Source organism: Verrucomicrobium sp. 3C (genome assembly GCF_000379365.1).
In the GTDB taxonomy this organism is placed as follows: Bacteria; Verrucomicrobiota; Verrucomicrobiia; order Methylacidiphilales; family Methylacidiphilaceae; genus Methylacidimicrobium.
The window spans coordinates 1,017,497-1,042,518 of sequence record NZ_KB901875.1 but is presented as its reverse complement, the minus strand read 5'-3'; the positions used below and the strand labels follow the sequence as shown (position 1 = coordinate 1,042,518).

The window sequence follows — 25,022 nt, the reverse complement described above, 5'->3', positions numbered from 1 at the left end:
AGCGATTCTTCTCACAGAAAGGAGATTCCCATGAAAGCCGATCCGCTCACGCCCAAGCCGCCCGCGTCCCCCAAAGATTCCTTCATTCGTTGGTTTGCCGACATCGGCATTGAAGACGTGCCCAGCGTCGGAGGAAAAAACGCATCGCTCGGCGAGATGGTTCGCGAGCTCTCGTCCGAGGGGGTCAAGGTTCCCAACGGCTTTGCCACCACGGCGGAAGCCTACCGACATTTCCTCCGGGAGGCGGAGTTGGACCAGAAGCTCGCCGACCTCCTCCGAGAGGTCAACAGCCGAAACCTGGACGACCTGCGCAAACGGGCCAAGCAGGCACGCCAGGCGATTCTCTCCGCCGACTTCCCCGCCGGGCTGGTCGAGGCGATCCGGGGTGCCTACCGAAAGCTCGATGGGAACGGCGGCCAGCCGGCCGACGTCGCGGTCCGTAGCAGCGCGACGGCCGAAGACTTGCCGACGGCGAGCTTCGCGGGCCAGCAGGAGAGCTATCTGAACATTCAGGGGGAGGATCAACTGCTGGTTGCCTGCAAGCGCTGTTTCGCCTCCCTTTTCACCGACCGAGCGATCTCGTACCGGATTGACAAGGGATTCGATCACCTCAGGATCGCCCTTTCGATCGGGATCCAGAAAATGGTCCGCTCTGATCTGGCCGCATCCGGAATCATGTTCTCGATCGATACCGAGAGCGGCTTTCCCAACGCGGTGCTGATCAACGCCTCTTATGGACTCGGGGAAAACATCGTCCAGGGCGCGATCAACCCGGACGAGTACTATGTCTTCAAGCCGACCCTGCGGGACGGCTTCCGCCCGATCCTTCAAAAAACAATGGGGTCCAAGGAGTTCAAGCTGGTCTACGACCTCGGCGGCTCCAAATTCGTCAAGAACGTGCCCGTTCCGCCGGAAGAGAGACGGCGATACGCCATCTCGGACGAAGAGATTCTGCAGCTCGCCCGATGGGCCTGTGTGATCGAGGAGCACTACAGCAAGAAACGGGGAATGCCGACTCCGATGGACATGGAGTGGGCGAAGGACGGATTGACGGGGGAGCTCTTCATCCTGCAAGCCCGTCCGGAAACGGTCCAATCGCAGAAGAATCGGAACGTCCTCGAGATCTACCGGCTACAGGAGCAGAGCAAGCCGCTCGCTCGGGGGCGAAGCGTCGGCGAAAAAGTGGCCAGCGGCGTCGCCCGGGTGATCCCGAGCGTTCAGCTTCTCCACGAATTTCGGGACGGAGAGATTCTCGTCACCGAGAAGACCGACCCCGACTGGGAACCGGTGATGAAGCGGGCCGGCGCGATTGTGACGAACCGGGGCGGGCGGACCTGTCATGCGGCCATTGTGAGCCGGGAGCTCGGAGTTCCGGCGGTCGTGGGAACCGGAAACGCCACGGAGGTGGTGCGCAGCGGCCAGCCCGTGACCGTCTCCTGCGCGGAGGGAGAGGTGGGGACGGTCTACGAGGGGAAGCTCCCCTTTGCGGTGGAGCGCATCGACTTGCAGGAGCTTCCGCGGCCCAAGACCAAGATCCTCATGAACGTGGGCAATCCGGAGCAGGCGTTTTCCCTTTCCTTTATTCCGAACGACGGCGTCGGTCTTGCGCGGATGGAATTCATTCTCACGACCTATATCCGCGTTCATCCCATGGCGTTGATCCGCTTCGATCAACTGGAGGATGCGGGGACGAAGACCGAGATCGAGCGACTGACGGCGGGCTACCAGGACAAGCGGGAATTTTTTATCGAAAAGCTCGCCCAGGGGATTTCGATGATCAGTGCCGCCTTCTATCCGAAGGACGTCATCTTTCGGCTCTCCGACTTCAAGACCAACGAATATGCCAACCTGATTGGAGGGAAGCAGTTCGAGCCCGTCGAGCGGAATCCAATGGTCGGGTTTCGGGGGGCATCCCGGTACTATAATCCCCGCTACCGGGAAGGCTTTGCACTCGAGTGCGCCGCCGCCAAACGGGTTCGGGAAGGAATGGGGCTGACGAACCTCAAACTGATGGTGCCGGTCGTGCGGACGGTGGAAGAGGGTCGCCGGGTTCTCTCGGAGATGGAAAAGAACGGGCTGGTCCGAGGAGTGGGCGGGCTTGAGGTCTACATGATGTGCGAGATCCCCAGCAACGTGATCCTGGCCGAGGAGTTCGCCGAGATCTTCGACGGCTTTTCCATCGGCTCCAACGATCTCACCCAGCTCGTTCTTGGGGTGGATCGCGATTCGGAGATTGTCGCTCCGATCTTCGACGAGCGGAATGCAGCGGTGAAACGGATGATCGCCCAGGTGATCCATACGGCGAAGGCGAAGGGGCGGAAGATCGGCATTTGCGGTCAGGCGCCGAGCGATTACCCCGAATTTGCGGAGTTTCTCGTTGAGGAGGGCATCGACAGCATCTCCTTGAATCCCGATACGGTGATCAAGACGACACTCCTCATCCTCAAGAAGGAGAAGGAGCTTCCGCTGGGGCGAGGCTAAATGGGTGCCGCGGGAGCAGATCTTCCGGAGGAGAGGCTGGCCGCGGATCTCTCCACGGGCATCTATGGGTTGGGCGCGTTTCTCCCACCGAGACGCGTGGCGGTGATCGGGGCGAGCGAGCGGCCGGGAAGCGTCGGCCGTGCCGTCCTCGAAAATCTTTCGGCAGGCCCGGCGAGCGTCTTTCCCATCAATCCCCGGCATCGCCGGGTGCTCGGCATGCCCGCTCACGCCAGCGTGACCGAGCTTGTACCCGCTCCGGACCTTGCCGTAATCGCCACTCCGGCAGCGACCGTCCCGGGAATCGTCGAGGAGTGCGCGCAAGCGGGGGTGAAGGCCGCCTTAATCCTCTCCGCCGGTTTCAAGGAGACCGGTCCAGCCGGAAAATTGCTGGAAGAGCGGATCGTCGCGACCGCCCGCGCGAAGGGATTGCGCGTGATCGGTCCGAACTGCTTGGGCCTGATGCTCCCGCACGCTGGTTTCAACGCCACCTTTGCCTCGAAGATGGCTCTGCCGGGAAGCATCGCCTTCTTGAGCCAGAGCGGTGCGGTGGGGACCGCAATCCTCGATTGGAGCCTTCGGGAGAAGATCGGTTTCAGTTCTTTCTTTACCCTTGGCTCGATGGCGGACGTCGATTGGGGCGATATCCTCTTTTTTTTGGCGGAGGATCCGAAAACCCGCAGCATCGTCCTCTACATGGAGTCGATCGGCGATCCGGCTTCGTTCCTTTCGGCCGCTCGCGCGATCGGCTCGCAGAAGCCGGTGGTCGTTCTCAAGGTGGGCAGGACGAAGGAGGCAGCCCGGGCGGCCCTCTCGCATACGGGGTCGCTTGCCGGGAGCGACGAAGCGCTCGAGGCGGCCTTCCAACGGGTGGGCGTGATTCGCGCAGAGACGGTCGAAGAGCTCTTTTCCCTGGCCGAGGCGTTGGGCGGAAACGCCCGGCCCGCCGGCCCCCGCCTCTCCATCCTAACCAATGCCGGAGGAGCGGGCGTCCTGGCGACCGATGCTCTGCTTCTTTCCGGAGGCGAGCTCGCCCCCCTCTCCGAGGAGACCCGGCAGGAGCTCGACCGGATCCTACCTCCAAGCTGGAGCCACAATAATCCGGTGGATCTCCTCGGGGACGCCGACGCCGATCGCTACCGGAAAGCGGCGGAACTGCTCAAAAAGGAGCCGCAAAGCGACGGCATGCTCGTCCTTCTCTGTCCGCAAGCGATGACGGAGCCGACGCGGACCGCAGAGCGCCTCTGCGAGGCGGTGAAAGACTATCGGAAGCCCGTCCTTGCCGCTTGGATGGGTGGGGAGGCGGTGGAGGAAGGAATCGCAGTCTTCCATCGGGCCGGAATCCCCTGCTTTTCCTATCCGGAGGCTCCCGCGCGGGCCTTTGCGCTAATCTGGCAGCAGCAGCGCAACCTGGAGCTCCTTTACGAGACTCCCCGCCTGCTGGTCGACCCCGAGACGTTGGGCTCGGCGGTCGTCCGCTGCGAGGAGCTCCTCAACCGGGCGGACCAGGAGGATCGGGTCCTGCTCGACGAATGGGAGTCGAAGGAGATTCTTCGGGCCTTTGGAATCCCGGTGGTCCCCACCCGCCAGGCGACGACCGAGGAGGAGGCCGTAGCGGCAGCCCAGGCGCTGGGTTTCCCGGTAGCTGTGAAGCTTCGCTCCCACAAGCTCACCCATAAGAGCGACGTCGGAGGCGTACGTCTAGGGATTGAGGAGGAGGAGGCGGTTCGCATCGCCTTCCGGGAGATTCGTGCCGCCGCCGTTGCTCATGCCGGAGCCGATGCTTTTCTCGGGGTGACGGTCCAGACGATGGTTGCCGAGCGAGGGATCGAGCTCATCCTGGGCAGCGCTGCCGACGCGCAGCTTGGACCTCTCCTGGTCTTCGGAGCGGGAGGAATTTTTGTCGATCTATTGGAGGATCGAGCGATGGGACTTCCCCCGCTCAACACCACCTCGGCGAGACGGATGATCGAGCGGACGCGGATCGCCCGCGCCCTGTGCGGGATGCGCGGCATTCCTCCCGTGGACCAGAAGGTTCTCGAAGAGATCCTGATTCGCTTCGGTGCGCTGGTTCTCGCTCTTCCCCGGATTCGAGAGATCGACATCAACCCGCTCCTTGCCTCCGGCGACGCGCGGGTCAGGGCCCTCGATGCGCGAATGGTGCTCTCTCCTCGCGGCACGCTGGCGCAGGAGCTCCCTCGCCCCGCGATCCGCCCCTATCCGGTCGAACAGATCGAAACGGTCCGGCTGGGCGACGAGACCTTTCTCCGCTTGCGGCCGATCCGGGGCGAGGATGAGCCGCAGATGATCGCATTTCATCGGGAGCTCTCCGAGGAGACCGTCTTTTCCCGCTATTTCGAGCATCTGAAATTGGAGCAGAGGGTCGCGCATGGGCGGCTTGCGCGGATCTGTATGGCGGACTACAACATCGAGACGGTGCTGGTGGCGGAGGTTCTTCCGCCCCATCCGGAGGCGGCGCGGATTGTCGCCGTCGGCCGCTTGGAAAAGCTCCACGGTTTCTCGGGTGCGGAGTTCGCCCTTCTTGTGTCGGACCGTTGGCAGCAAAAGGGGATCGGCCGACTTCTCCTGGAACGGCTAACGGCGATCGGCGGGCGAGAGGGCCTGGGATGGATCGTCGGCAGGATCCGGCCCGAAAACGAGCGGATGAAACGGATCTGTCTTGGCCTGGGCTATCGGATCCGGTTTCACGAGGAAATGGGGGAGAACGAAGCGATCCTTTCCTTGAGGGCGCCGCCCGTTGGCAGGACTCCAGAGCATCGGGAGGGGGAATGAAAGGCAGAAAGCGAGAAGGCATAGCGGCGATGATCGGAGTCCTCCTGGCAGGCGCGGCGCCGCTGCGGGCGGCCGAGTGCGATTTCGAGGGCTGCTTGAGAACCGCCTTGGCCGAGAAGCCGGGCAAGGTCTGGGAGATGGAAATCGAGCGGGAGGAGCAGGGAGGGAAGATCTATAAGTTTGAGATCAAGGACCGGGAGGGGAAGGAGTGGAAGGTCCTTGTCAATGCCCAGACCGGATGTCTCGTGGAGACCGAGGAAGTGGTGGGAAGGGGAAATGCGGCTTTCGAGAACGGGGCGAAGATCTCCCCGGAGGAGGCCCGACAGACTGCGCTCGAGAAGGTTCCGGGAAAGGTGAAGGAAGTGGAGCGGAAGCTCGAGAAAGGGGGGATGCCGGTTTACGAGGTGGAGATCGTCCCGCGAAGCGGAGGCGGGGAGCGGGAAGTGGAAGTCGGTGCGTTGAGCGGCGAGGTACGCGAGATTCGGGAGGAGCGATACGAGATTGGCGAGCAGGAGGGGGATTAGTTTCTCTGTGGTTGACCTTCCTGCGCGGTATAGGGATCGAACCTATGACCTCTCGCGTGTGAAGCGAGCGCTCTACCGCTAAGCTAACCGCGCGGTTCGCTATTCTTTTTGATGCCACAGCGCCGGAGCGCCCGCAAGAGTGAAGAAGGATCGGATCTTTTTGGGCTGTGCCGCTCGCCCGCCTCTTGCCTTGCCACGACGAAGATTCCGGCGCAAACTCTCGGCTCCGAAGCAGGGGAGGGGCAACGGAGATTATGGCGCAGAAAGGGCTTGGCCGTGGGCTGGATGTGCTTCTGGCCCGGAGCAGCGTCGTGGCTCCGGAATCGGACCGAGCGAGCGGAGAGCGCATCGAGAATCTCCCGGTCGACCGGTTGGTCAGCAGCCCTTATCAGCCGAGAAAGACCTTCACGGAAGAAGCTCTCGAAGAGTTGGCAGGCTCCATTCGGGAGCGAGGGATTCTCCAACCCCTCATCGTCCGCCGGGCAGGGGAAAAGTACGAGATCATCGCGGGCGAACGCCGGTGGCGAGCGGCCATGCGCGCGGGGCTTTCCGAGGTGCCCGCCATCGTCCGTCCCGCGAGCGACCAAGAGATGCTCGAGCTCGCGCTTGTAGAAAATCTCCAGCGCAGCGATCTTCCAATTCTCGAGGAGGCCCGGGGATACGCCCTTCTCCAGGAAAGATTCTCCCTCACCCAGGAGGCGATCGCCCAAAAGGTAGGGAAGGACCGGAGTACGGTTGCCAACGCGCTCCGCCTGCTTTCCTTGGAGAACGAGGTTCAGGAACTCTTGGCGAGCGGTCAATTGACGGGTGGCCACGGCAAGGCGATCCTTGGCTTGGCGGTCCCGGCGGATCGGCTTCGGGCCGCGCGCCAGATCGTCCGGCAGGGATTGAGCGTTCGGCAGGCGGAGGCGCTCGTCGAAAAGATCCGGAGGGAGAGGAATAATGGCGAGCTGAGTCGGCTAAGCCCGAGACGGGAAGCGGCCGCGGCTTGGCGGGACTTGGAAAGAAGGCTTCGGGAGCGGCTCGGCACGCGCGTGCGGGTGCGGGGCAAGGCGGAACGCGGAAGGATTGAAATCAGCTATGTCTCGGCGGAGGAGTTGGATCGGTTGCTTCGCTCGCTCGGCGTGGCCTCATCCTCCTCTGCGGGGGAAGGGGAGCTTTTGCCATAGCTCTTCCCAGGTCTTCTGCCGTTTGCCTCCGGCACCGTTGAAGACGACGTAGGCGGCTCCGTTGCCTCCGACCGCCCTGCCGAGTCCCGCAAGCCGGATGGCCGGATTCAGAAGGTTCTTTCTGTGGAGCGGGCTCCGCTCCCAATCCATGAGAACCCTTCCCGGGTTTAAGGGTTCCGAGCCGTAGTAGAGGTTTTCATTGATCGTTTCCCAACCCCCCTCTTCGAGGAGAGAGGAAAGGGAGTCGTCCGACCGGTGTCGCAAACGCCTCTCCGCCGCAAGCCGCTCCGCCCATTCCTGGCTGGCGGCTTGCAGGCGCGGATCGGCTTCCAGGGGCGGAAGATCCTGATGCTCCCGAAGCCGGTTGATCCGGGCCAGCAATTCTTGGCGGAAGGCGGGAAGATCGGGAGAGGAAACCGCAGCGGGAGCGGGAGTGCCCGGAGAAAGGAGCACGAAAAGCGCGGTTGTCGCGAGCAGGAGTCGACGACCGGGTCGAGGGAGAACGGGGTGCCCGTTGGGCATGCTCCGGAAGAGAAAACAAAAAAAATCGATTCGCACAAGCCCAGCGTCAGAGCGAAGCTCGCGGAGAAACTATGGCAAGGAAAATCCGCGTTCTGCCGGAGGCGCTCGCCTCTCAGATTGCCGCAGGAGAGGTGGTGGAGCGGCCGGCGTCGGTGGCAAAGGAGCTCCTGGAAAACGCTCTCGACGCCGGTGCCACGGAGATCGATCTGCTCACCCAGGGCGGCGGCGCCGCCCTGATCCAAGTCTCCGACAACGGCTGCGGCATGGGGAGGGAGGATGCGCTTCTCTGCCTGGAGCGCTACGCAACGAGCAAGCTGGAAAGTTTCGAGGATTTGAGCCGGCTGCGATCCTACGGCTTTCGGGGCGAGGCCATTCCCACGATCGCTTCGGTCAGCTCGTTTCTGCTCCAGACTCGAGAAGAAGGCGAGTCTGTGGGAACCGAGGTGGCGGTCGAGGCGGGAAAGTTGATTTCGGTTCGGGAGATCGGGAGGGATCGGGGCACGACCATTCGAGTCCGGTCCCTGTTTGCGAGGCTCCCGGCGCGCCGGAGCTTTCTTCGCTCTCCGCTCCGAGAGCAGGCGCATCTGCAGCGGCAGGTCGTGCTTGCGGCGATCGCGCAGCCCTCGACCGCGTTTCGCTTCCGGCACGGAACCCGAGGGGAGGGAACGGCTTGGCCAGCGACCGCATCCAGGGAAGATCGATTGGCGGCCATCTTCGGCGCCGACTGGGTCGAGTCGCTCTTGCCGCTCCAATGGAGCCGCGCGGGTCTTTCTCTCCGCGGCTTTCTGAGCCGTCCGGGCGTCGGGCGGCCAAGCCGGGAGGAGCAGTTCTTCTTTGTCAACCGAAGGCCGGTGGAAAGCCGGATGATCGCGGCGGCTCTGCAAGAAGGGTACCGCCACTCGCTCTTGCGGGGCCTCTATCCGACGGTCGTCCTTTGGCTGGAAATCGATCCGGCCCGGATCGATCCCAATGTCCATCCGGCGAAGCGGGAGATTCGATTCCGCGAGGAACGGGAGGTTTGGAGCCTCCTGGTCGAAGCCGTCGGGCAGAGCCTGGGGCGGGGTCCTGCCGTCTCCTTTCCTGCACCGGCTTTTCCTTGTGTCGTGGCGGAGCACGCCGGAGACGGCCACCGATCGGAGAGCCCAATGTCCGCCTCCGGGCCGCAAAGAGTCGAAGCCGCCTTCGCGTTGGCAGTCCAGGGCGAGCCGATTCCCCTTGTTGAAGCCGATTCGGGGAAGCCTGCGGAACTTCCGGGGATGGGAGGCCGTCTGATCGGTGTCCTGGGTTCGCTCTACCTGCTGGTCGAGACTGGCGGGGGACTCGTTCTGGTCGACCAGCACGCGGCTCACGAGCGGATTCTCTTTGAAAGGCTCTTATCGAGCTGGGAGAGCCAGGGGAGCGGAAGGCAGCCTCTCCTCCAGCCGGTGGTCGTCACGTTGCCCGCGCGCGCCGCCGCAGTGTTGGCCGAGGAACTCCCGGCTTTGTGCCGGCTGGGCTTGGAGCTGGGCGAGCTGGGCGGGGGAGCGTTCGCGGTGGAGGCGGTGCCGGCTCGGCTGGCCTCCCTGGATCTCGTCTCCTTCTTGGAAAGGCTGGCCGCCGATCTCACCGAGCGAAAGGGAAGTTGCGCGATCGGGAGAGCGGAAGCGGAAATGCTGGCCGGGATCGTCTGCCGGCGGGCGGTCAAGGCGCATGACCACCTTTCCCCAGAGGAGGTGGGGCGGCTGCTGGAAGATCTGTTTGCCTGCCGGAATCCCGATACCTGTCCGCATGGGCGGCCGACATGGATCGAGTGTTCTTTCGGAGAGCTGCAACGCCGGTTCGGGAGAACCGGATCGCCCGGCGGCTGCGATTTTCTGTGACGAGAAGCCACTTACTCGACCACCGACACCGGAGTTCCGTCCGGAACGAACTCAAAGAGCTCGGAAGCAAAGCTCTTCGGCAGGCGGATGCAACCGTGGGATGCCGCATATCCAGGCAGGTAGCCGCCGTGAAGCCCGACACCGTCCGAAGTGATGCGCAGGAAGTGGGGCATTTCGGCGGCTTCGTAATGCGTGCCCGGAGGGGGGCGTTGTCCGAGGATGGCGTTGCCGTCGACGATCCGACCCGTTACGTTGTCGACGAAGCAGCCGTACCGGCTCGACAGATGGTTGCGGTCCTTTTGAATGATGGTGAAGCGTCCCATGGGAGTCGGATGCGTGGCGTTCCCGGTGCAGATCGGAGCGATGGCCGCCAGCTTCTTTCCTTGGTAGACGTAGAGCTTCTGCTGCCGCACATGGATCACCAAGGAGGTGATCTTTTTCGAGGGAACGAGTTGCGACCAGATTGCGGGGAGAACCCGGGGAGGCGCCTGCGGCCGAACCGGGATCGCCACGCGAACCTGCGGTTCGGAGGAGGAGGTTGGTTTCGGATGCCCGCGCATCGCCTTCTCCTGTGTCTGGCGCTCCTTGTCCAAGCGCTTCCGCTCGCGCTCGGCGGCCTTCCGCATCTCTTTCTCCTGCCGCGCCTTCTCCTTCTCGGCCTGCTTTTCCAACTTGCGCAGGGTTTCCGGATCGACGCTCTGCGCAGGCAGTACACTCTCCTCCGGCTGTGCAAGCCAGACGCCACCCGGCGGGTCCGCCGCCGAGAGGAGCGGCGGAGCGGCGGGGGCGAGGCTCGGAAGCGCCTGCAAGGCTCCAGCCAAGAAGACGAAGTGGAAAGCCCGACGCCGATGAGGAGCAAGAGGGACCGACATGGGCGACTAGACGTTAAAGCGAAACTCAATCACGTCGCCGTCCGCAACGACGTAGTCCTTGCCCTCGATGCGCAGCTTCCCCGCTTCCCGAAGCCGCGGAAGGGAGCGGAACCGATCCATCTCTTCGAAGGAGGCGCACTCCGCCGCAATAAACCCTCGCTCGAAGTCGGAATGGATCACCCCGGCGGCCTGGGGGGCCCGGTCTCCCGCACGAATCGTCCAAGCCCTTGTCTCCTTCTCTCCGGCGGTAAAATAGGTGCGAAGGCCAAGCAAGCGATAGGTCGCCCGAATCAGGCTGTCCACGCCGCTTTCGGCCACGCCGAGGGTCTGCAGGTAGGATCGCCGCTCTTCCGGAAGGAGGTTGGGGAGCTCGGCCTCCAGTTGGGAAGAGAGAACGACGAGCTCGGACTCGCTCCGGCCTTCGAGCAACCGGGCGACCCCCTGGACAAGCGGATTCTGGATGCCCTGGCAAAGCTCCTCTTCCGCCACATTGCACGCGTAGAGAGTGGGTTTCATGGTGAGCAGGTGGAAGGGCCGCAGAGCTTCCTTTTCCTCGGCCGTCCATCCTTTAGAGAAGAGCGGGGCACCTCGGTTGAGGATGTCCGTCGCTTTTTCCATCCACCCGCTCAGAAGCGAGGTGCGAGCGTCGGCGCGGGGTTGCTGCCCTTTTCGTGTCTTCTCCCGTTGCCGCTCCAGGGTAGCCAGATCGGCAAGGGCCAGTTCGGTGTGAATGATCTCGATGTCCCGCACCGGGTCGACCGAGCCTGCCACATGGTGGACCTCGGGACCCGTGAAGCAACGCACTAGGTGGATAACGGCATCCACTTCCCGGATATGGGCAAGGAACTGGTTTCCGAGGCCCTCCCCTTGACTGGCTCCCGCCACCAATCCGGCAATATCGACGAGCTCGATCGCCGCCGGAATCACTCGCTGCGAGCGGGAGAGTTCGGCGAGCCGGACCAGCCGAGGGTCCGGGACCTCAACGACGCCGACGTTGGGGGTAATGGTGCAAAATGGGTAGTTTGCCGCTTCCGCCTTGTGACTCTTCGTGAGGGCGTTAAAGAGCGTGCTCTTCCCCACGTTGGGCAGTCCGACGATTCCCGCGCGCAACATAACGTTTTCTCTTCTAGGAGATAAGGAATTTGTCCACAGGAAGCAATTCCTTCCTTGAGCGATGGTTGCTTGCGTAAACGCTCTCTCTTCGAGAGAATCGGCAGCCCAAAAGGCGCTTGGACATAGGAGATGGGAACAACAGGAGAGAGGATGGCTTTGGAAAAGATTGTCCTTTTCGGCGGATCGGGATACGTGGGGAATGCCTTCCAGCGCCATCTGCGCCGTCGTGGAATCCCGTATGAGGCGCCTTCCCGGAAAGAAGTCAATCTCCTTGAGCCCGGTTCCATTGCCCGCTTTCTTGGGGAGACCAAGCCGAGCTTCCTCATCCATGCGGCCGGATATACGGGCCGCCCGAACGTCGATGCGTGCGAGGACCACAAGACCGAATGCCTCCTGGGAAATGCGGTGCTTCCCGGGGTCTTGGCGGGCGTCTGCGCGGAACTCGAGCTACCCTGGGGGCACGTTTCCTCCGGCTGCCTCTACACGGGCGACCGAGGTCCCGGGCCAAAGGAAGAACGGTTGGGTTTCCGGGAGGAAGATCCGCCCAACTTCTGCTTTCGGACCAACAACAGCAGCTTCTATAGCGGAACCAAGGCCCTTGGGGAAGAGATCCTGGCGGATGCCGGCGGTTGTTATCTCTGGAGGCTGCGCATCCCCTTTAACGAGGTCGACTCCTCCAAGAATTACCTGAGCAAGCTCCTGCGCTACGAACGCCTGCTGGATGCCCGGAACTCCCTCTCCCAACTCGACGAGTTCGCTCGGGCGGCATTCGAATGCTGGGAGCGGCGCGTGCCGTTCGGTATCTACAATGTCGTCAATCCGGGGTCGGTGACCACGCGCGAAGTCATTGAACTCCTAGAGCGTTCTCCCCTTGGCAGGCGGTTGATCGAGGCGGGGAAGCGCTTTGCCTTTTTCCCGGGAGAGGAAGCCTTTCGGAAGGTGGCGCGCGCCCCGCGCTCCAATTGCGTTCTCGACAACTCCAAGCTCCAAGGGGTGGGAATCCACCTGGAAGAGGTTCACGAAGCGGTAGAGAGAGCGTGGAACCAGTGGCAGGCAGAGGCGGCGGCATAGCGGAGAAAGACCGGAGAAAGGCGATGGACCAGACGGGGCGTTGGCTGATCACAGGGGGAGCGGGCTTCATCGGGTCGAACTTTCTCCATCTTCTTTTTACCGAAGGGCCACGACCGGAGAAGGCGGTAACCCTCGACAAGCTCGCCTATGCCGGAAGAAGGGAGAATCTCGTCGGGCTGCCCGACGAGGATACTCACCATTTCGTGCAAGGCGAGATCGGGGACCAGGCGCTCGTCGGCCGTCTCCTGCGGGAGAACCGGATCGCAGGGATCATCCATTTTGCGGCGGAAACCCATGTCGATCGCTCGATCGAGAGCGCGCAGCCCTTCGTCGAAACCAACGTGGTGGGATCGTGGCGGCTCCTCGAATCCGCGTGGAACTATTGGCGGGAGCTCCCGGGAGAGGAAAAAGAGCGATTCCGGTTCCTCCACGTCTCCACCGACGAGGTCTATGGGTCGCTCGGGTCCGAGCAAGAGCCGACTCCGGAGGGAGCCCCTTACAACCCCTCGAGCCCTTACGCCGCTTCGAAAGCGGCATCGGATCATTTCGTGCGGGCCTACGCCAGGACCTTCGGCTTTCCCGCCATCGTGACCCACTGCTCGAACAACTACGGGCCGAGGCAGTTCCCGGAGAAGATGATTCCGCTCATGATCCTGAATCTCCTGGAGGGAAAGCCGCTCCCGATCTACGGCGATGGCGGCAACCGGCGGGATTGGCTCTACGTGGAGGATCACTGCCGGGCTCTCCGCGAGGTGCTCCTCCAGGGAAAGCCCGGGGAGACCTATCATATCGGCAGCGGCGCCGGATGCTCGAACCGGGAGCTCGTCGAACGGCTCTGCGATCTAATGGGCCAGATCCGACCTCTTTCCTCGGGGCGGTCCTACCGTGACCGGATCACCTACGTCGCCGACCGGCCCGGACACGATTTCCGCTACGAGGTCGATTCGAGCAAGATCCGGCAAGAGCTGGGCTGGAAGCCTCGGGAAACCTTGGAAGATGGTCTTCGCAGCACGATCGACTGGTACTGCGGGAACGGAGCGTGGTGCGAGGCGATTCGACGGGATGGTTTTGCCCGGCAGCGGCTGGGACTCCTTCAAGGGTGATATGGGAGAAAGACGAGGGATCGTGCTGGCGGGCGGAATGGGGACTCGCCTTTATCCAGCGACGCTTTCGGTGAGCAAGCAGCTTTTAACGGTCTACGACAAGCCGATGGTCCATTATGCCCTCTCGGTGCTCCTGCTCGCCGACATCCGGGAAATTTTGATTATCTCTACCCCGGGCGACCGGCCCCTATTCGAGCGACTTTTGGGGGACGGGAGCGCGTTCGGCCTCCGCTTCTCCTATGCGGAGCAGCCCCGCCCGGAAGGTCTGGCGCAGGCCTTCGTGATCGGGGAGGATTTCCTGGCGGGGAGGCCCTCCTGCCTCGTGCTTGGAGACAACCTTCTCTACGGGCAGAGCCTGAGTCGGACTCTCGGCCGCGTCTCCGCACTTGCCGAGGGGGCAACGATCTTCGCCTATCGGGTCTCCGACCCCACGGCATATGGCGTTGTCGAATTCGATGGGAGGGGACGGGTGCTTTCGCTCGAGGAAAAGCCCAAGCGGCCGAGGTCAGCCTATGCCATTCCTGGTCTCTACTTCTATGACGGAAGGGCGCCGGAATTTGCGCGCTCCCTCGTTCCGTCGGCTCGAGGAGAGTTCGAGATCACCGATCTCAACCGCTGCTATCTTGCGCAGGGGACGCTTCGCGTCGAAGTGTTAGGTCGAGGGATCGCCTGGCTCGACACGGGAACCCATGACGCGCTGGCTGACGCGAGCGCCTTCGTCCGGGCAATCGAGCACCGGCAGGGATTGAAGATCGCCTGCCTGGAGGAAATTGCCTGGAGTAAAGGGTGGATAGATCGGGAAGCCGTCCTTGCGCAAGCTCGGCGCATGGGCAGCTCCGCTTATGGAGACTATCTGCGAAAACTTGTCGAGGAGGACGATCGCCGGTCCGCGGAGCTTTCCTGATGCGAATCCCCTTGCTCGATTTTGGCCGGATCGCTCCTGACGAAAAAGGGGAGTTGGAGTCTGCCTTCCGGCGGGTGCTGGAGAGTGGACACTTCATCCTGGGCGAGGAAGTGGCTGCTTTCGAGAGGGAGTGCGCGGACTTCCTTGGCGTTGCTCATGCGATCGGGGTTTCTTCCGGCACCGATGCCCTGCTCCTTTCGTTGGAATCCTTGGAGATCGGCCCCGGCGATGAGGTGATCTGTCCCTCCTACACCTTCTTTGCCACGGCAGGTTCGATTGCGCGGACCGGGGCGAAACCGGTCTTTGCCGATTGCTGTCCCGGCTGCTGGAATCTCCCTCCGCAGGAGGTCAGAAGGAAGCTCACCGCGAAGACGCGGGCCATCATCCCGGTCCACCTTTTCGGCCAGCCGGCGACGATGACGAACCTCCTTGCGGTGGGACAGGAGGCGGGGCTTGCGGTGATCGAGGATGCCGCACAAGCTTTCGGGGCGAGTTCCGATGGTCAAAAGGTGGGCGGAAGGGGGCTCCTGGGCTGTTTCTCTTTTTTCCCCACGAAGAACTTAGGGGCCCTGGGGGATGCGGGCCTGATCGCCACGCAGGATGGAGCACTGGCCGAAAGGATTCGGGCGCTCCGCGTTCACGGTTCCCGCGTCAAGTATCGGCATGAGTGGATTGGAGGGAATTTCCGAATCGATGCGCTCCAAGCGGCCTTCCTTCGTGCACGGTTGCCGCGCGTCGAGGCCGCGCTGGAGATGCGCCGGCGCAATGCCGCGCTCTACGAGGAAGCATTCCGGGCGAGCGGCATTGCCGCCCTCTCTCCGGAGCCCTGCCGCTGCCAGGGAGAGGAGAGGGTAGCGCCGAAGGTCACAAGCCCACTCCTTTTGCCCCGCAACGACAGGGGCGAGCATACCTGGAACCAATATGTGGTTCGCTACCCCACCGACCGGGATGGCTTGCGTCGATTCCTCTCGGAGGAGGGCGTGCAAACCGAGGTCTATTATCCGCTACCCCTGCACCAGCAGCCCTGCTTTCTTGACAAGGGTCGGGAAGTCGACGAGCTTCCGGTTGCCGAGCTTCTTGCCCGTGAATCGTTGGCCCTTCCGATCTTTCCCGGCTTGTCGCCCGGCGAGATCCAGCGGGTCGTCGATCTCATCGTTCGTTTCGTCTCGCAAAAGGGGAACGAGGCATAGGAGCGGTGGGTCTCTCCCCGCTCGGGACGTCCCCGGGGAGGGACGAGGGAATATGGCATCCAGGAGAGCCGGAAGGCGAGGAACCGCACCCGAGGGAGGGGCCGATCTTCCCTCCTTTCCCTGGCGGGGGTTTCGCCTCTACACTCTCCTTCTCGCTCTCTTCTTCCTGGCCTGGGCCGTCGCCGCCTCTTCCGCGTCTCCTCCTGCCTCCGGCGATCCGGGGTCCTCACCCGGCCAGCAGCCGGTCGAAATCAATGCGCAGGAGACGCACTTCGTCGGGGGAATCGCGACGGCGGAAGGGAATGCGGTCGTCCGATTCGGGGATACCACTCTGTACGCCGATCGGGTCAGCTTCGACAACCGCACGCGCAACGTCTTCGCCGATGGAAACGTTCGTGTCTACACGGGCGAAAAGATCTTTCGGGCGCACCACATGGTCTACAACCTCGACACCAAGGCGATCACGGCCAACGATTGGGGAATGGTCGATCTTCCTATTCTGGCAACGGGTGAAAAGCTGACGACGCCGGAAACCGACCATTACCATGTCGACCGGGGCATGGCCACCGTCGAAAATCGAGAGAAGCCCGGGCTCCAGATGAAGGCCCGGACGATGGACATCTACCCGGGGGATCGCCTGCTCATGCGAGACGTCACGATCTACCTCAGTCACATCCCCGTGCTCTGGCTTCCCGCGATGAGTCAATCCCTCGATGGCGACTCGAACACGCTTTATGTGGTTCCAGGAGATCGCTCCTACTGGGGGTATTATTTGCTGATCACATATAACTGGAAATTCAACCCGAAGCTGAAGGCTTCGTTCCTGCTCAATTACTATTCGGATCGCGGGATCGCGTTGGGAAGCCTCTTCCAATACAAGCCGAGCGAAGAGGGATACGGCAATCTCCGCCTTTTCGGCCTGCCGTACGACCAAGGCTATTTGCTCAACTATTCCTCGCTCAACCGCTACGACGTGGGTCCTGAGCGCTTCATGGCCAGCCTGCAGCAGCGCTATCCGTTGACTCAGGAGCTCACTCTGACGACGGACCTGAACTATTGGACCGATCCCTACATTACAGAGGACTTTTACTACAACACCTACATGTCCAATCGCCAACCGAACAACGTGGCCTGGCTGAACTACTACCACCCCGGGTTCACGATCGATCTGTTGGTCCAGGATAACTTGATGGATTTCTTCAACGGCTTGAATCGCCTGCCGGAGCTCGATTTCGAGTCGAATCGCGCCAAGATTTTCCATAGTCCGATCGCGTATGAAAGCCGCACGAGCGTCGTCAACTTCGAGCAGCAGTTCTCGAACCTCAATCCGCTGACGGGCAATCTCGTCGGGCTCTACTACCCCTGGTTGCCCCTCAATCGCTTCTATCAGCAGCACGGGATGGACAACGCGTACTTCCTGAGCAACTATGGGGGTTGGCGCTGGGATACGCTCCAGCAGCTCTCCTATCCGCGGGAATATTTTCACTGGCTTTCGCTCACGCCGCGGGTCGGTGTCGAGGGAACCTACTGGTCGGATCAGAACGTCTACGGCAATGCGTTCAATGCTCCCATGCCGCTGATGAACCAGTCGAATCTGACCTTCGATCGCGGGCTCTTGATCGCGGGGCTGGATGCTGCGTTCAAGCTGTCGAAGACGTGGAACGACGTGGAGATCGAAGCTCTGGGAATCCACGGGTTGCGGCATGTGATTCAGCCCTTCGCCACATTCCAGTACATCCCGAACCCTTATGGAAACCCGTATGATATCCTGGGATTCGACAGCCTCATGCCGACGATTACGCCTTCCCTCATCAATCCCATCGACTATCCCTCGATCGATTCCTTCTTCGGGATGACCTACTTGCGGGCGGGGGCGACCCAGCGGCTGCAGACCCAGCGCAACGGCCAGAACTACGACCTGGCGGAGCTGACCCTCTTTACGGACGCCAACTGGGATCGGAAGTACAACACGCTTCTCATGCCGACGACCGACACGGTGAACGAGGTCTACGGGACGTTCGATCTCAAGCCTGTGCCCTGGCTGATGTTCCACACCGATCTAGCGCTGCCGACCTATGACGAGGGATTTACCAATATCAACAACAGCTTGAGCTGGCAGTTCCATCGGTCGGATACGCTGACCTTGGGCTATCAATATTTGAACAATGTGACGATTCCGAGCAGCTTCTTCCCGGTTCCCCAGATCGCGTCGGGCTACTTTCCCCAAAACAATATCCTGCCGGTCATCGCGCAGATTTCGCCGACCGTCCAGAGCATGGCCTACGTATCGGACTTTTGGCGGATCAGCGAGCACTGGCAGGTGAGCGGAACGCTCATGTACATGAGCGAAACCAACTCCGTGCCGATCAAGATGTTCTCGATTTACCGGGATCTGCAGGATTGGATCGTCTCGTTCAACTTCCAGGATTTCAGCTATCCGGGAGCCGCTTCGATTATCAACTTCTATCTGGGCTTCACCCTGAAAGCCTTTCCCTCATTCAAACCGCAAATCGGTCAATAGGGGGCGGCAAGCGATGTCTGCGCTCGCAAGATCCTTGTGGCGGTTCCTGCTTGTCGCCGCCGTTATCGGCTCTCTTTGGGCGGCGCAGGAGGCGAAGGCGGAAGAATCGGCCCCGGCTCCCGAAAGGCGGGTCGTGCGTTTCGGGGATCTCCCCGACCTTGAGAAGAAGGAGGGACCCCATCCGAGGGATGTTTGGGTTTACGGGCGGTTTACCGCTCGTGCGGCGCTTTCCGGGGGAGTCTTTCTCGCCTCAGTAAACGAAGGGATCAACTTGCCGGATTGGGAAGAAAACTTCAGCATCGTCAATAACCCCGGGGATTTCGTTTTTCGGCGGGTCGTTTTTCGGGCCGGACTGCCTCTGCCGGAGATCCGCAGAGGGACTAAGTTCGTGATTCCCAGGGACCGGCCCGCCAAGCTCATCGAGGTTGCTCGAGTGGACGGAGTCATCGCTCGCCTCGTGCTCGAGAGTGCGCCGACGATCGAGTCCCAGGACGGCGCGGGCCGAGCGGCACCTCGGCCACGGAGCCCAAGAGAAGGGAGCGGCGCGGGGGGCTATCCGCCCCGGAGAATCGTCCCTTTCCGGGAACTCGGTTCGATTGCTAAGACCGAAGGTGTCCACCCGGAAAATCTATGGACCTGGGGAAAGTTCAGCGCGCGCTCGAACCTGCGCGAGGGGATCGTCTCGGCGACGCTGGCGGGGATGGAAACCCGGCGCGCGCTCGAAACAGCGATCACCGGCGCGGCGACGTTCTATTTGCCGTACTTGGCATACTTCGTGCTTGGAGCGGAGGAACCGGTTCACCGGATCATTTTCCGTGTGTACCAACCGAGAATGATCCGAAACGGCGACGTGATCGAGATTACGAAAGAAAGTCCGGCCCGCGTAAAGCGGATTTTCACTGCCGGGGGAATCCTCGTCTGGCTCGACCTCGATCCCCCGGTGCCGGTCGCGATTCCGATCGAATTGGGTGAATCGGGGAATGGCGGACGCGAATCCGCTCCGCCTGCTGCTCCGCCCAGGCCGGCTTCCGTCGAGCGAGTCGCGACGGAATGACTCCGGTTATCGGCCACTCCCCTCGCGAAGAGAGCGGCGGGGTCGAACGGGTCGACTTCCTATCCCGACCTTGTCCAGGGCCAGGCTCACGGGGTAGACTAAGGTTCATGGAGGTCACTTATTACGGGCACTCCTGCTTTGCGTTGAAGGTCGGCGGCTCATCCCTGCTCTTCGATCCCTTTCTCACCGGAAATCCGCTTGCGGCCGATTTGCGCATCGAAGAGATTCCCGCCGACTACCTTTTGCTCTCGCACGGGCATGCGGATCACATCGGGGATGCTCCTGGGATCGCCGAGCGGACCGGAGCGCTCGTCGTGTCGAGCTTCGAGGTGGCGGAATGGCTGCTCAAGCGGGGGGTGGAGCGAGTCTATGCGATGAACCTGGGAGGGAAGAAGGAGTGGCCTTTCGGCGTCGTCCACTATGTCGTCGCCCACCATTCCAGCAGCCTGCCGGACGGTAGCTACGGCGGTTCGGCAGGAGGCTTCGTGATTCGCACCTCCGAGGAGACGGTCTATTACTCCGGGGACACCGCCCTCTTCGGGGACATGAAGCTGTTGGGGGAAATCTATCATCCCATCACCCTGGCGATTCTTCCGATCGGAGACACGTTTACGATGGGGGCGGATGACGCGATTCGCGCGGCGGAGCTTCTCGGTTGTCGGAATGTGATGGGAGTGCATTATGACACCTTCGAAGGAATTCGCATCGACAAGGGTGCGGCCCGGGAGGCTTTTTCGGCCGCGGAGCTCAACCTCTATCTTCTGCCGATCGGCGGAAGACTGACCGTTTCGCAAACCGGGCGGTTTTCGGAAGAAAAATGAGTCGATTGGCGACGGCAAAAAGCCCCTATCTCCGGCAGCATGCGGCCAATCCGGTCGACTGGTATCCCTGGGGAAGCGAGGCTTTCGCCAAGGCGAAAGCCGAGGGAAAGCCGATCTTTCTTTCGATCGGGTATGCGACCTGTCACTGGTGCCATGTGATGGCACACGAATCCTTCGAAGATGAAGAAGTCGCGGAGCGGCTCAATCGGGCGTTCGTGCCGGTCAAGGTCGACCGAGAAGAGCGGCCCGATGTGGATCAAGCCTACATGGCCTTTGTCCAGGCCACCACGGGGCAGGGAGGCTGGCCCATGAGCGTCTGGCTGACTCCGGATCTCAAGCCGTTTTACGGAGGAACCTACTTTCCGAGGCACGACCGGTGGGGGTTGCTGGGATTTCTTTCCGTTTTGGAACAGATCGCCGAGCTCTGGTCTCGCCATCGGGAGGATCTGGTGCTTCGTGGCGAGGAGATCGCGGGGCGGCTTCGAGAAGCCTTGGCCGGAGGCCGTCCGGGCCTCTCGGAGGGAGGACGGGCGTCGGAACGCGCCTTCGAGGAGTTTTCCAGAGCGTTCGATCCGGAATGGGGCGGCTTTGGCCCCAAGCCGAAGTTTCCCCGGCCCGCTGTCCTCCACTTCCTCCTTCGCTATGCCGTCACGAACCGCGGACGGCCCCAAGGGGAACGCGCCCTCTCGATCGCTCGGCAAACCTTCGAGGCGATGGCTCGTGGAGGAATTCGAGACCGGATCGGGGGCGGCTTCCATCGCTATTCGGTCGATCGGTTCTGGAGGGTACCCCACTTCGAGAAGATGCTCTATGATCAGGCGCAACTCGCCTCTGTCTACCTGGAAAGCTTCTGCTGCGACGGTGGCGCACGCTCGGAATCGATCGTTCGCGAGATTCTCGACTATCTATTGCGCGATCTCGCGTTTGCCGATGGGGGGTTTGCCTCGGCGGAAGATGCGGACAGCCTCTCTCCCGAGGGAGGACCTGCCCGGGAGGGGGCCTTTTATCTTTGGACATACCGGGAGCTTGCGGAGGTCCTGAAGCCGGAGGAATTGGCGTTGGCCGCCGAGATCTGGGGGGTGCGGCCCGAAGGAAATATCCCGGCGGATGCCGATCCTCACCAGGAGCTGGCCGGAAAGAATATTCTCTTCGAGAACGAGCCGATCGAGGAGATTGCCGCCCGGCGAGGTCTTTCACTTGGAGAAGCGGGGAGGATCCGGAGTGCCGTGGCCGGCAAGCTGGCCCGGGCGCGCAACCGAAGGCCTCGGCCCGCGAAAGACGACAAGGTGGTGCTCGGCTGGAACGCTCTGGCCGTTTCGGCTCTCGCCCACGCGGGGCTGCTGCTGGGCGAGGAGCGTTACCGGGAAGCGGCGGAACGCACGATGGGGTTTCTCCTTTCGGCTCTCTTCGAGCCGACGAGCGGAAAGCTCTTTCGCCTCTACCGGGAGGGCCGGGGCGAGGTCGAGGCCTTCGCCGGCGATTATGCGATGCTGGTGCAGGCCCTCCTCGATCTCTTCGAAGTCACGCAGGAGGCCGGCTGGGTGGGAAAGGCGGTCTTCTTCCAAGACCGGATGGAAGCTCTTTTCCGCGATCCCGAATCCGGCGCCTATTGGACGAGCGGGGAGGAAGCGAGCCCGGTACCCTTCCGGGTGCGCGAGGAGTACGACGGAGCGGAGCCGGCTGCGATCTCGATTGCGGCGGCCAACCTCCTGCGCTTTGCCGTGCTGCTGCCCGAAGAGAGGTGGCCGGGGCGGCTCGAAGCCCTCTTTCGCGCCGAAGCGGACCGGCTTGTCCACGGCCCGACGGCTCTGCCGCAACTGCTGGCAGCCTATCTCGACTCGACCCGTCCACGCCTATCGGTGGCCGTCGTGGGCGCGCGGGCCGACCCGCGGACCCGGTCTCTGCTGGCCTCGGCGGCGTGCGGGCTCTCTTACCGGAAGCTTCTTCTCGGGATCGAGCCGGGCAAGCGCTTCCCTTTTTTGGGCGAGCAGGAGGACTTCTATCTCTCGCTCCCTCTGCGGGAGGAGGGTCCCGTCGCCTACCTCTGCCAATCCTTTGCCTGCTCCGAGCCTGTTTCCGATCCGGAAACGCTCCGCGAACGCTTACGAGCGGCCACTTAAGAGGCCGCGGCCGATGTCGCGGGCGAAGCTCGGTCCGCGGAAGACAAAACCCGTGTACGCCTCGAGCAGGACTGCTCCCGCATCGAGCTTTTCCTGGGCATCAGCGGCATCGAAGATCCCGCCGGCGGCAACGAGGGGCAGACGGCCGGCGCTTTCCCGGGCCAGGAAGCGGATCGTCTCGGTGCTCCGCTTGGCCAGGGGCTTGCCGCTCAGCCCGCCCACCAGCCCACGCGGACCGGGGCTCGGCAGAGTATTCGTCGCGACCAAGCCGTCGCAGGGACCACGCAGAAGCACTTCGAGAATCGCGCCTAGCTCTTTTTCCTCGAGATCGGGCGCGATCTTCACCAGGATCGGCTTGGCGGGCGGAGGGTTGGCTCCGGCGACCGCTTCCAGCACGGTTCGCAGATGCCTCTCCTGCTGGAGGGATCGCAACCCGGGAGTGTTCGGCGAGCTAAGGTTGAGCACGAAAAAGTCGCCGTGAGGGCGCAGGAGGGAGAAGGCGCGCGTGTAATCGCCGGCGGCCCGATCGAGATCCGTCTGCCGGGATTTGCCCACGTTGATTCCCACCGGAAAGCTTGGCCATTGCTTCTTGGCCCGACGTTGAGCGAGCCGGAGGGCGACCCGCTCCGCTCCCTCGCTGGGGAAGCCAAGCCGATTCCAGAGGGCTTCGGACTGCGGCAGGCGTTGGAGGCGCGGTGCGGGGTTGGGTTCTTGCGGGAGGGGGGTCACCGTGCCGACCTCGCAGAAGCCGAATCCCAAAGCCTCCCAGGAGGCGAGCGCAACGCCGTCCTTGTCGAAGCCGGCGGCAAGCCCAAGCGGGCTCGGAAAACGGAGGCCCCAAACCGTCCGTTCGAGGCCCGAGGGAGGAGGAGGCAAAAGCAGCCGGAGGAAGCCTTCCGCCCAGGAATGGGCGCAAAGAGAAAGGGCGATCTGGTGGGCGCATTCCGGCGGGAGGAAAAAGAGAAGAGGGCGAAGGAGCGAACGGTAAAGCACAAGGGCAGTGTCCGGAAGTCAGGGAGCGTTGACAATCTGTAAGCCGCAGAGCGGGAAGGAACAAAGGGCTGGATTCTCGGAAGAGGAGACCCTACTCTAGGGATAAGCAGGGCCCATGCACCGGTTTGTCCTCGATACGAGCGTCTTCACCAACCCGGACGTCGCCTCTCAGTTCGGAGAAGACGAAGCGGCGGTGGGTAGTTTCCTGGATCTGGCACGGAGGGTTCCTGCGGAATTTTATATGCCGCTCTCCATCTACGAGGAGTTGCGGAAGATGCGAGATCTCGAGTCTCTGATCGGATATTTCGAATCGGTGATTCGGATCCGTTCCCCCCGCAGATCGGATCTTCAGATCCCGGGAGATTTTCTTTACGACTTCATTGACGAGGTCCGGAAGCGGATCGACCATGGGTTGCGCATTGCCGAGGAGCATGCCAAGCGCGCGGGCGCGGCGGCGGAGATGGGGCAACTTCTTCACCAGCTTCGGGAGCGTTACCGGGAAACCTTGCGTCGGGGGATTCTCGACAGCCAGGGAGATGTCGACGCGGTCCTGCTTTCCTTCGAGCTCGAAGGGAGCCTGGTCGCCGCCGACGAGGGAATGCGGAAGTGGGCGGATCGGATGGGGGTGACGGTCGTCGATGCCCGCCACTTCCGGGAGTTGCTTTGCCATCTAGTCGAAGCGAAGGGAGCCGCCAAGGGCATTCCGGAGAAAACCCGTGGTTGAACGGTAGAGCTTCTCGAATCGGAGGAACCAGCTTCCGCCTTCCTCCTGAAGGCTGACTAGGCGGGTTTCTCCCTCATGGCCGTGGATCTGTCCAAGATCGTCGAGGAGCCGAAGGGCATTTTCTCTGGCGTGAAAGCGGCAGCAGAAGGAGCCGGCGCATCGGCCTTGTCGAGCTGCGGCAATTCTCTCCCGGAGAGCGGAAAGGAAGGCTTTTCCCAGCCGGCGGTACCATTCTTCCCGATCCGTCACCCCCATGTCCTCCAAGAAAAGAGCCAGCCGCAAAACCCGTTCCGTGAAATACTCCGGAGGCACATCGAGATAGCGTTGGGTCATGGAGGCGATGTCGGAGAGCTCGGCACTTCCCGTGACATATTTAGCGCGGAAGTTCCGCAGCGAGTCCTCCTTGAGGACGACTCCTTCTCGCTCCTGTGCATCGAGCCGAGATACGATTGCCGGGAGTTCCCGCAGATCCTTCGGATCGATTCGGCCGTAAAAGGGAACCTCCGGAAGGGCGAAGGATCGGGCGAGCGCGCGCCTCTCCTCGACCGGAAAAAAGCCTTTCCCGCCTTGCCGGATCACGTCGAAGAGAAAAAAGCCGATGTCTTGCGGCACCAGCGGGGAGGTTCCCTCGACGTAGGGTGTCTCCGGTCCGGTCACCTCCCCACAGAGAATCAGGTCCGGGTGGGCGGAGAAGATCGTCGGATCGACCAAGTCGGCCCGTCGGTCGGTTGTAAAGGGGCAGACTAGCCCCCCGCGGGTGGCGGCATAAATCTCATCGCCGACTCGGAAAATTCGTACATTGTAGCCATCGACCTTTTCCTCGACCCAGAATGGGGCGTGGAACTGCGTGAGGATTCCCGATAGGGTTTGGACCCGGCCGATCTTCGGATAGCCGGGAATGACGACTTCGCCCGCCAACAGCGTACCGCGTGGCCATCCGTGCCAATCATGGAGCAGCCGGACATACGCCCAATCGCCGAAGGACTCCCGCTTCGCCTTCTTTTCGGCGACCGCCGCGTGAATGTCGGATTCGGGAATCACCCTCTGCCTTCCGCCTCCTCGAAGCATTATGGAGCATCGCGGCGCGCCGGCAATTCTAGCCGCCACTTCTCACAAGCTTTCTCCTGCGGCTTGCGAAATGGGCCTGGCTGCTTCGTTGGGACGCCGGCCTTCTCCTCCGCCGAAGGGGAT

19 protein-coding genes and 1 tRNA gene are annotated in these 25,022 nt (G+C 62.3%); 14 read left to right on the top strand and 6 right to left on the bottom strand.

Going from position 1 to position 25,022, the window contains the following annotated elements:
- Nucleotides 1-30 precede the first annotated feature (30 nt).
- The 3 genes from ppsA to A37A_RS16025 are packed head-to-tail and all read left to right on the top strand — an operon-like array spanning nucleotide 31 to nucleotide 5,795.
- Nucleotides 31-2,481 carry a phosphoenolpyruvate synthase gene (ppsA, locus tag A37A_RS0105755; protein ID WP_018290569.1) on the top strand — a complete coding sequence of 817 codons (2,451 nt, stop codon included), beginning with the start codon at nucleotides 31-33 and terminating at the stop codon, nucleotides 2,479-2,481.
- Nucleotides 2,482-5,271: a bifunctional acetate--CoA ligase family protein/GNAT family N-acetyltransferase gene (locus A37A_RS0105750; RefSeq protein WP_018290568.1), complete on the top strand. Its 2,790-nt coding sequence runs from the start codon at nucleotides 2,482-2,484 to the stop codon at nucleotides 5,269-5,271. It abuts the gene before it with no gap.
- Nucleotides 5,268-5,795: a PepSY domain-containing protein gene (locus A37A_RS16025; RefSeq protein WP_018290567.1), complete on the top strand. Its 528-nt coding sequence runs from the start codon at nucleotides 5,268-5,270 to the stop codon at nucleotides 5,793-5,795. Before A37A_RS0105750 ends, A37A_RS16025 begins: the two co-directional genes overlap by 4 nt.
- 21 nt (nucleotides 5,796-5,816) lie before the next feature.
- Here A37A_RS16025 and A37A_RS0105740 read toward each other — a convergent pair.
- Nucleotides 5,817-5,888: transfer RNA gene (locus A37A_RS0105740), tRNA-Val, on the bottom strand.
- Between the two features lie 161 nt (nucleotides 5,889-6,049).
- Here A37A_RS0105740 and A37A_RS0105735 point away from each other — a divergent pair.
- Complete coding sequence (locus A37A_RS0105735; RefSeq protein ID WP_026195687.1) at nucleotides 6,050-6,964, top strand: ParB/RepB/Spo0J family partition protein; 915 nt, start codon at nucleotides 6,050-6,052, stop codon at nucleotides 6,962-6,964.
- Here A37A_RS0105735 and A37A_RS0105730 read toward each other — a convergent pair.
- Nucleotides 6,926-7,486 carry a CAP domain-containing protein gene (locus A37A_RS0105730; protein ID WP_155996489.1) on the bottom strand — a complete coding sequence of 187 codons (561 nt, stop codon included), beginning with the start codon at nucleotides 7,484-7,486 and terminating at the stop codon, nucleotides 6,926-6,928. The genes A37A_RS0105735 and A37A_RS0105730 overlap by 39 nt on opposite strands.
- 71 nt (nucleotides 7,487-7,557) lie before the next feature.
- Between A37A_RS0105730 and mutL the strand changes: the two genes are divergently transcribed.
- Nucleotides 7,558-9,345, top strand: a complete 1,788-nt coding sequence (gene mutL / locus A37A_RS0105725) for a DNA mismatch repair endonuclease MutL (protein WP_018290565.1) — start codon at nucleotides 7,558-7,560, stop codon at nucleotides 9,343-9,345.
- A gap of 11 nt (nucleotides 9,346-9,356) precedes the next feature.
- Here mutL and A37A_RS0105720 read toward each other — a convergent pair whose 3' ends face one another.
- Entirely contained in the window at nucleotides 9,357-10,217 is an 861-nt protein-coding gene (locus A37A_RS0105720) for a L,D-transpeptidase family protein (RefSeq protein WP_018290564.1), read from the bottom strand.
- A gap of 6 nt (nucleotides 10,218-10,223) precedes the next feature.
- Complete coding sequence (gene ychF / locus A37A_RS0105715; RefSeq protein ID WP_018290563.1) at nucleotides 10,224-11,330, bottom strand: redox-regulated ATPase YchF; 1,107 nt, start codon at nucleotides 11,328-11,330, stop codon at nucleotides 10,224-10,226.
- Nucleotides 11,331-11,480: 150 nt separating this feature from the next.
- Here ychF and A37A_RS0105710 point away from each other — a divergent pair, with 150 nt between their 5' ends.
- The 8 genes from A37A_RS0105710 (at nucleotide 11,481) to A37A_RS16020 (ending at nucleotide 22,114) form a co-directional block, all read left to right on the top strand.
- Nucleotides 11,481-12,401, top strand: coding sequence for a sugar nucleotide-binding protein (locus A37A_RS0105710; protein ID WP_018290562.1), 921 nt, complete (start codon nucleotides 11,481-11,483; stop codon nucleotides 12,399-12,401).
- A gap of 23 nt (nucleotides 12,402-12,424) precedes the next feature.
- Entirely contained in the window at nucleotides 12,425-13,504 is a 1,080-nt protein-coding gene (gene rfbB, locus A37A_RS0105705) for a dTDP-glucose 4,6-dehydratase (protein WP_040887638.1), read from the top strand.
- A gap of 1 nt (nucleotide 13,505) precedes the next feature.
- Complete coding sequence (gene rfbA / locus A37A_RS0105700) at nucleotides 13,506-14,408, top strand: glucose-1-phosphate thymidylyltransferase RfbA (protein WP_018290560.1); 903 nt, start codon at nucleotides 13,506-13,508, stop codon at nucleotides 14,406-14,408.
- Nucleotides 14,408-15,598 carry a DegT/DnrJ/EryC1/StrS aminotransferase family protein gene (locus A37A_RS0105695; protein ID WP_018290559.1) on the top strand — a complete coding sequence of 397 codons (1,191 nt, stop codon included), beginning with the start codon at nucleotides 14,408-14,410 and terminating at the stop codon, nucleotides 15,596-15,598. The genes rfbA and A37A_RS0105695 overlap by 1 nt, the downstream gene beginning before the upstream one ends.
- 52 nt (nucleotides 15,599-15,650) lie before the next feature.
- Nucleotides 15,651-18,119 (top strand): LPS-assembly protein LptD, encoded by a 2,469-nt coding sequence (locus A37A_RS0105690; RefSeq protein WP_018290558.1) that lies wholly within the window; start codon nucleotides 15,651-15,653, stop codon nucleotides 18,117-18,119.
- A 13-nt stretch (nucleotides 18,120-18,132) separates the two neighbouring features.
- Nucleotides 18,133-19,173, top strand: coding sequence for a hypothetical protein (locus A37A_RS0105685; RefSeq protein ID WP_018290557.1), 1,041 nt, complete (start codon nucleotides 18,133-18,135; stop codon nucleotides 19,171-19,173).
- A gap of 107 nt (nucleotides 19,174-19,280) precedes the next feature.
- Entirely contained in the window at nucleotides 19,281-19,994 is a 714-nt protein-coding gene (locus tag A37A_RS0105680; RefSeq protein ID WP_018290556.1) for a metal-dependent hydrolase, read from the top strand.
- Complete coding sequence (locus tag A37A_RS16020; RefSeq protein WP_018290555.1) at nucleotides 19,991-22,114, top strand: thioredoxin domain-containing protein; 2,124 nt, start codon at nucleotides 19,991-19,993, stop codon at nucleotides 22,112-22,114. The genes A37A_RS0105680 and A37A_RS16020 overlap by 4 nt, the downstream gene beginning before the upstream one ends.
- On the opposite strand, the gene A37A_RS0105670 is transcribed toward A37A_RS16020, so the two are convergent.
- On the bottom strand, nucleotides 22,097-23,107 hold the full coding sequence (locus A37A_RS0105670; protein WP_018290554.1) for a quinone-dependent dihydroorotate dehydrogenase: 1,011 nt from the start codon (nucleotides 23,105-23,107) through the stop codon (nucleotides 22,097-22,099). The two genes, A37A_RS16020 and A37A_RS0105670, sit on opposite strands and share 18 nt — an antisense overlap.
- A 115-nt stretch (nucleotides 23,108-23,222) precedes the next feature.
- On the opposite strand from A37A_RS0105670, the gene A37A_RS0105665 reads away from it, so the two are divergent.
- A complete protein-coding gene (locus A37A_RS0105665; protein ID WP_018290553.1) occupies nucleotides 23,223-23,831 on the top strand; it encodes an RNA ligase partner protein in 609 nt (202 codons plus the stop codon).
- Here A37A_RS0105665 and A37A_RS0105660 read toward each other — a convergent pair.
- Nucleotides 23,778-24,872, bottom strand: coding sequence for an RNA ligase (locus tag A37A_RS0105660; protein ID WP_020494069.1), 1,095 nt, complete (start codon nucleotides 24,870-24,872; stop codon nucleotides 23,778-23,780). The two genes, A37A_RS0105665 and A37A_RS0105660, sit on opposite strands and share 54 nt — an antisense overlap.
- Between the last annotated feature and the right edge of the window lie 150 nt (nucleotides 24,873-25,022).

What these genes read in the sequence shown, in the direction of transcription:
- A37A_RS0105710 (WP_018290562.1), top strand. Translation starts at nt 11,481, where the DNA reads ATGGCTTTGGAAAAGATTGTCCTTTTCGGCGGATCGGGATACGTGGGG.
- A37A_RS0105680 (WP_018290556.1), top strand. Translation starts at nt 19,281, where the DNA reads ATGGAGGTCACTTATTACGGGCACTCCTGCTTTGCGTTGAAGGTCGGC.
- A37A_RS0105735 (WP_026195687.1), top strand. Translation starts at nt 6,050, where the DNA reads ATGGCGCAGAAAGGGCTTGGCCGTGGGCTGGATGTGCTTCTGGCCCGG.
- A37A_RS0105690 (WP_018290558.1), top strand. Translation starts at nt 15,651, where the DNA reads ATGGCATCCAGGAGAGCCGGAAGGCGAGGAACCGCACCCGAGGGAGGG.
- A37A_RS0105730 (WP_155996489.1), bottom strand. Translation starts at nt 7,486, where the DNA reads ATGCCCAACGGGCACCCCGTTCTCCCTCGACCCGGTCGTCGACTCCTG.
- rfbA (WP_018290560.1), top strand. Translation starts at nt 13,506, where the DNA reads ATGGGAGAAAGACGAGGGATCGTGCTGGCGGGCGGAATGGGGACTCGC.
- A37A_RS0105685 (WP_018290557.1), top strand. Translation starts at nt 18,133, where the DNA reads ATGTCTGCGCTCGCAAGATCCTTGTGGCGGTTCCTGCTTGTCGCCGCC.
- A37A_RS0105695 (WP_018290559.1), top strand. Translation starts at nt 14,408, where the DNA reads ATGCGAATCCCCTTGCTCGATTTTGGCCGGATCGCTCCTGACGAAAAA.
- A37A_RS0105665 (WP_018290553.1), top strand. Translation starts at nt 23,223, where the DNA reads ATGCACCGGTTTGTCCTCGATACGAGCGTCTTCACCAACCCGGACGTC.
- A37A_RS0105750 (WP_018290568.1), top strand. Translation starts at nt 2,482, where the DNA reads ATGGGTGCCGCGGGAGCAGATCTTCCGGAGGAGAGGCTGGCCGCGGAT.
- ppsA (WP_018290569.1), top strand. Translation starts at nt 31, where the DNA reads ATGAAAGCCGATCCGCTCACGCCCAAGCCGCCCGCGTCCCCCAAAGAT.
- A37A_RS0105720 (WP_018290564.1), bottom strand. Translation starts at nt 10,217, where the DNA reads ATGTCGGTCCCTCTTGCTCCTCATCGGCGTCGGGCTTTCCACTTCGTC.
- rfbB (WP_040887638.1), top strand. Translation starts at nt 12,425, where the DNA reads ATGGACCAGACGGGGCGTTGGCTGATCACAGGGGGAGCGGGCTTCATC.
- ychF (WP_018290563.1), bottom strand. Translation starts at nt 11,330, where the DNA reads ATGTTGCGCGCGGGAATCGTCGGACTGCCCAACGTGGGGAAGAGCACG.
- mutL (WP_018290565.1), top strand. Translation starts at nt 7,558, where the DNA reads ATGGCAAGGAAAATCCGCGTTCTGCCGGAGGCGCTCGCCTCTCAGATT.
- A37A_RS16020 (WP_018290555.1), top strand. Translation starts at nt 19,991, where the DNA reads ATGAGTCGATTGGCGACGGCAAAAAGCCCCTATCTCCGGCAGCATGCG.
- A37A_RS16025 (WP_018290567.1), top strand. Translation starts at nt 5,268, where the DNA reads ATGAAAGGCAGAAAGCGAGAAGGCATAGCGGCGATGATCGGAGTCCTC.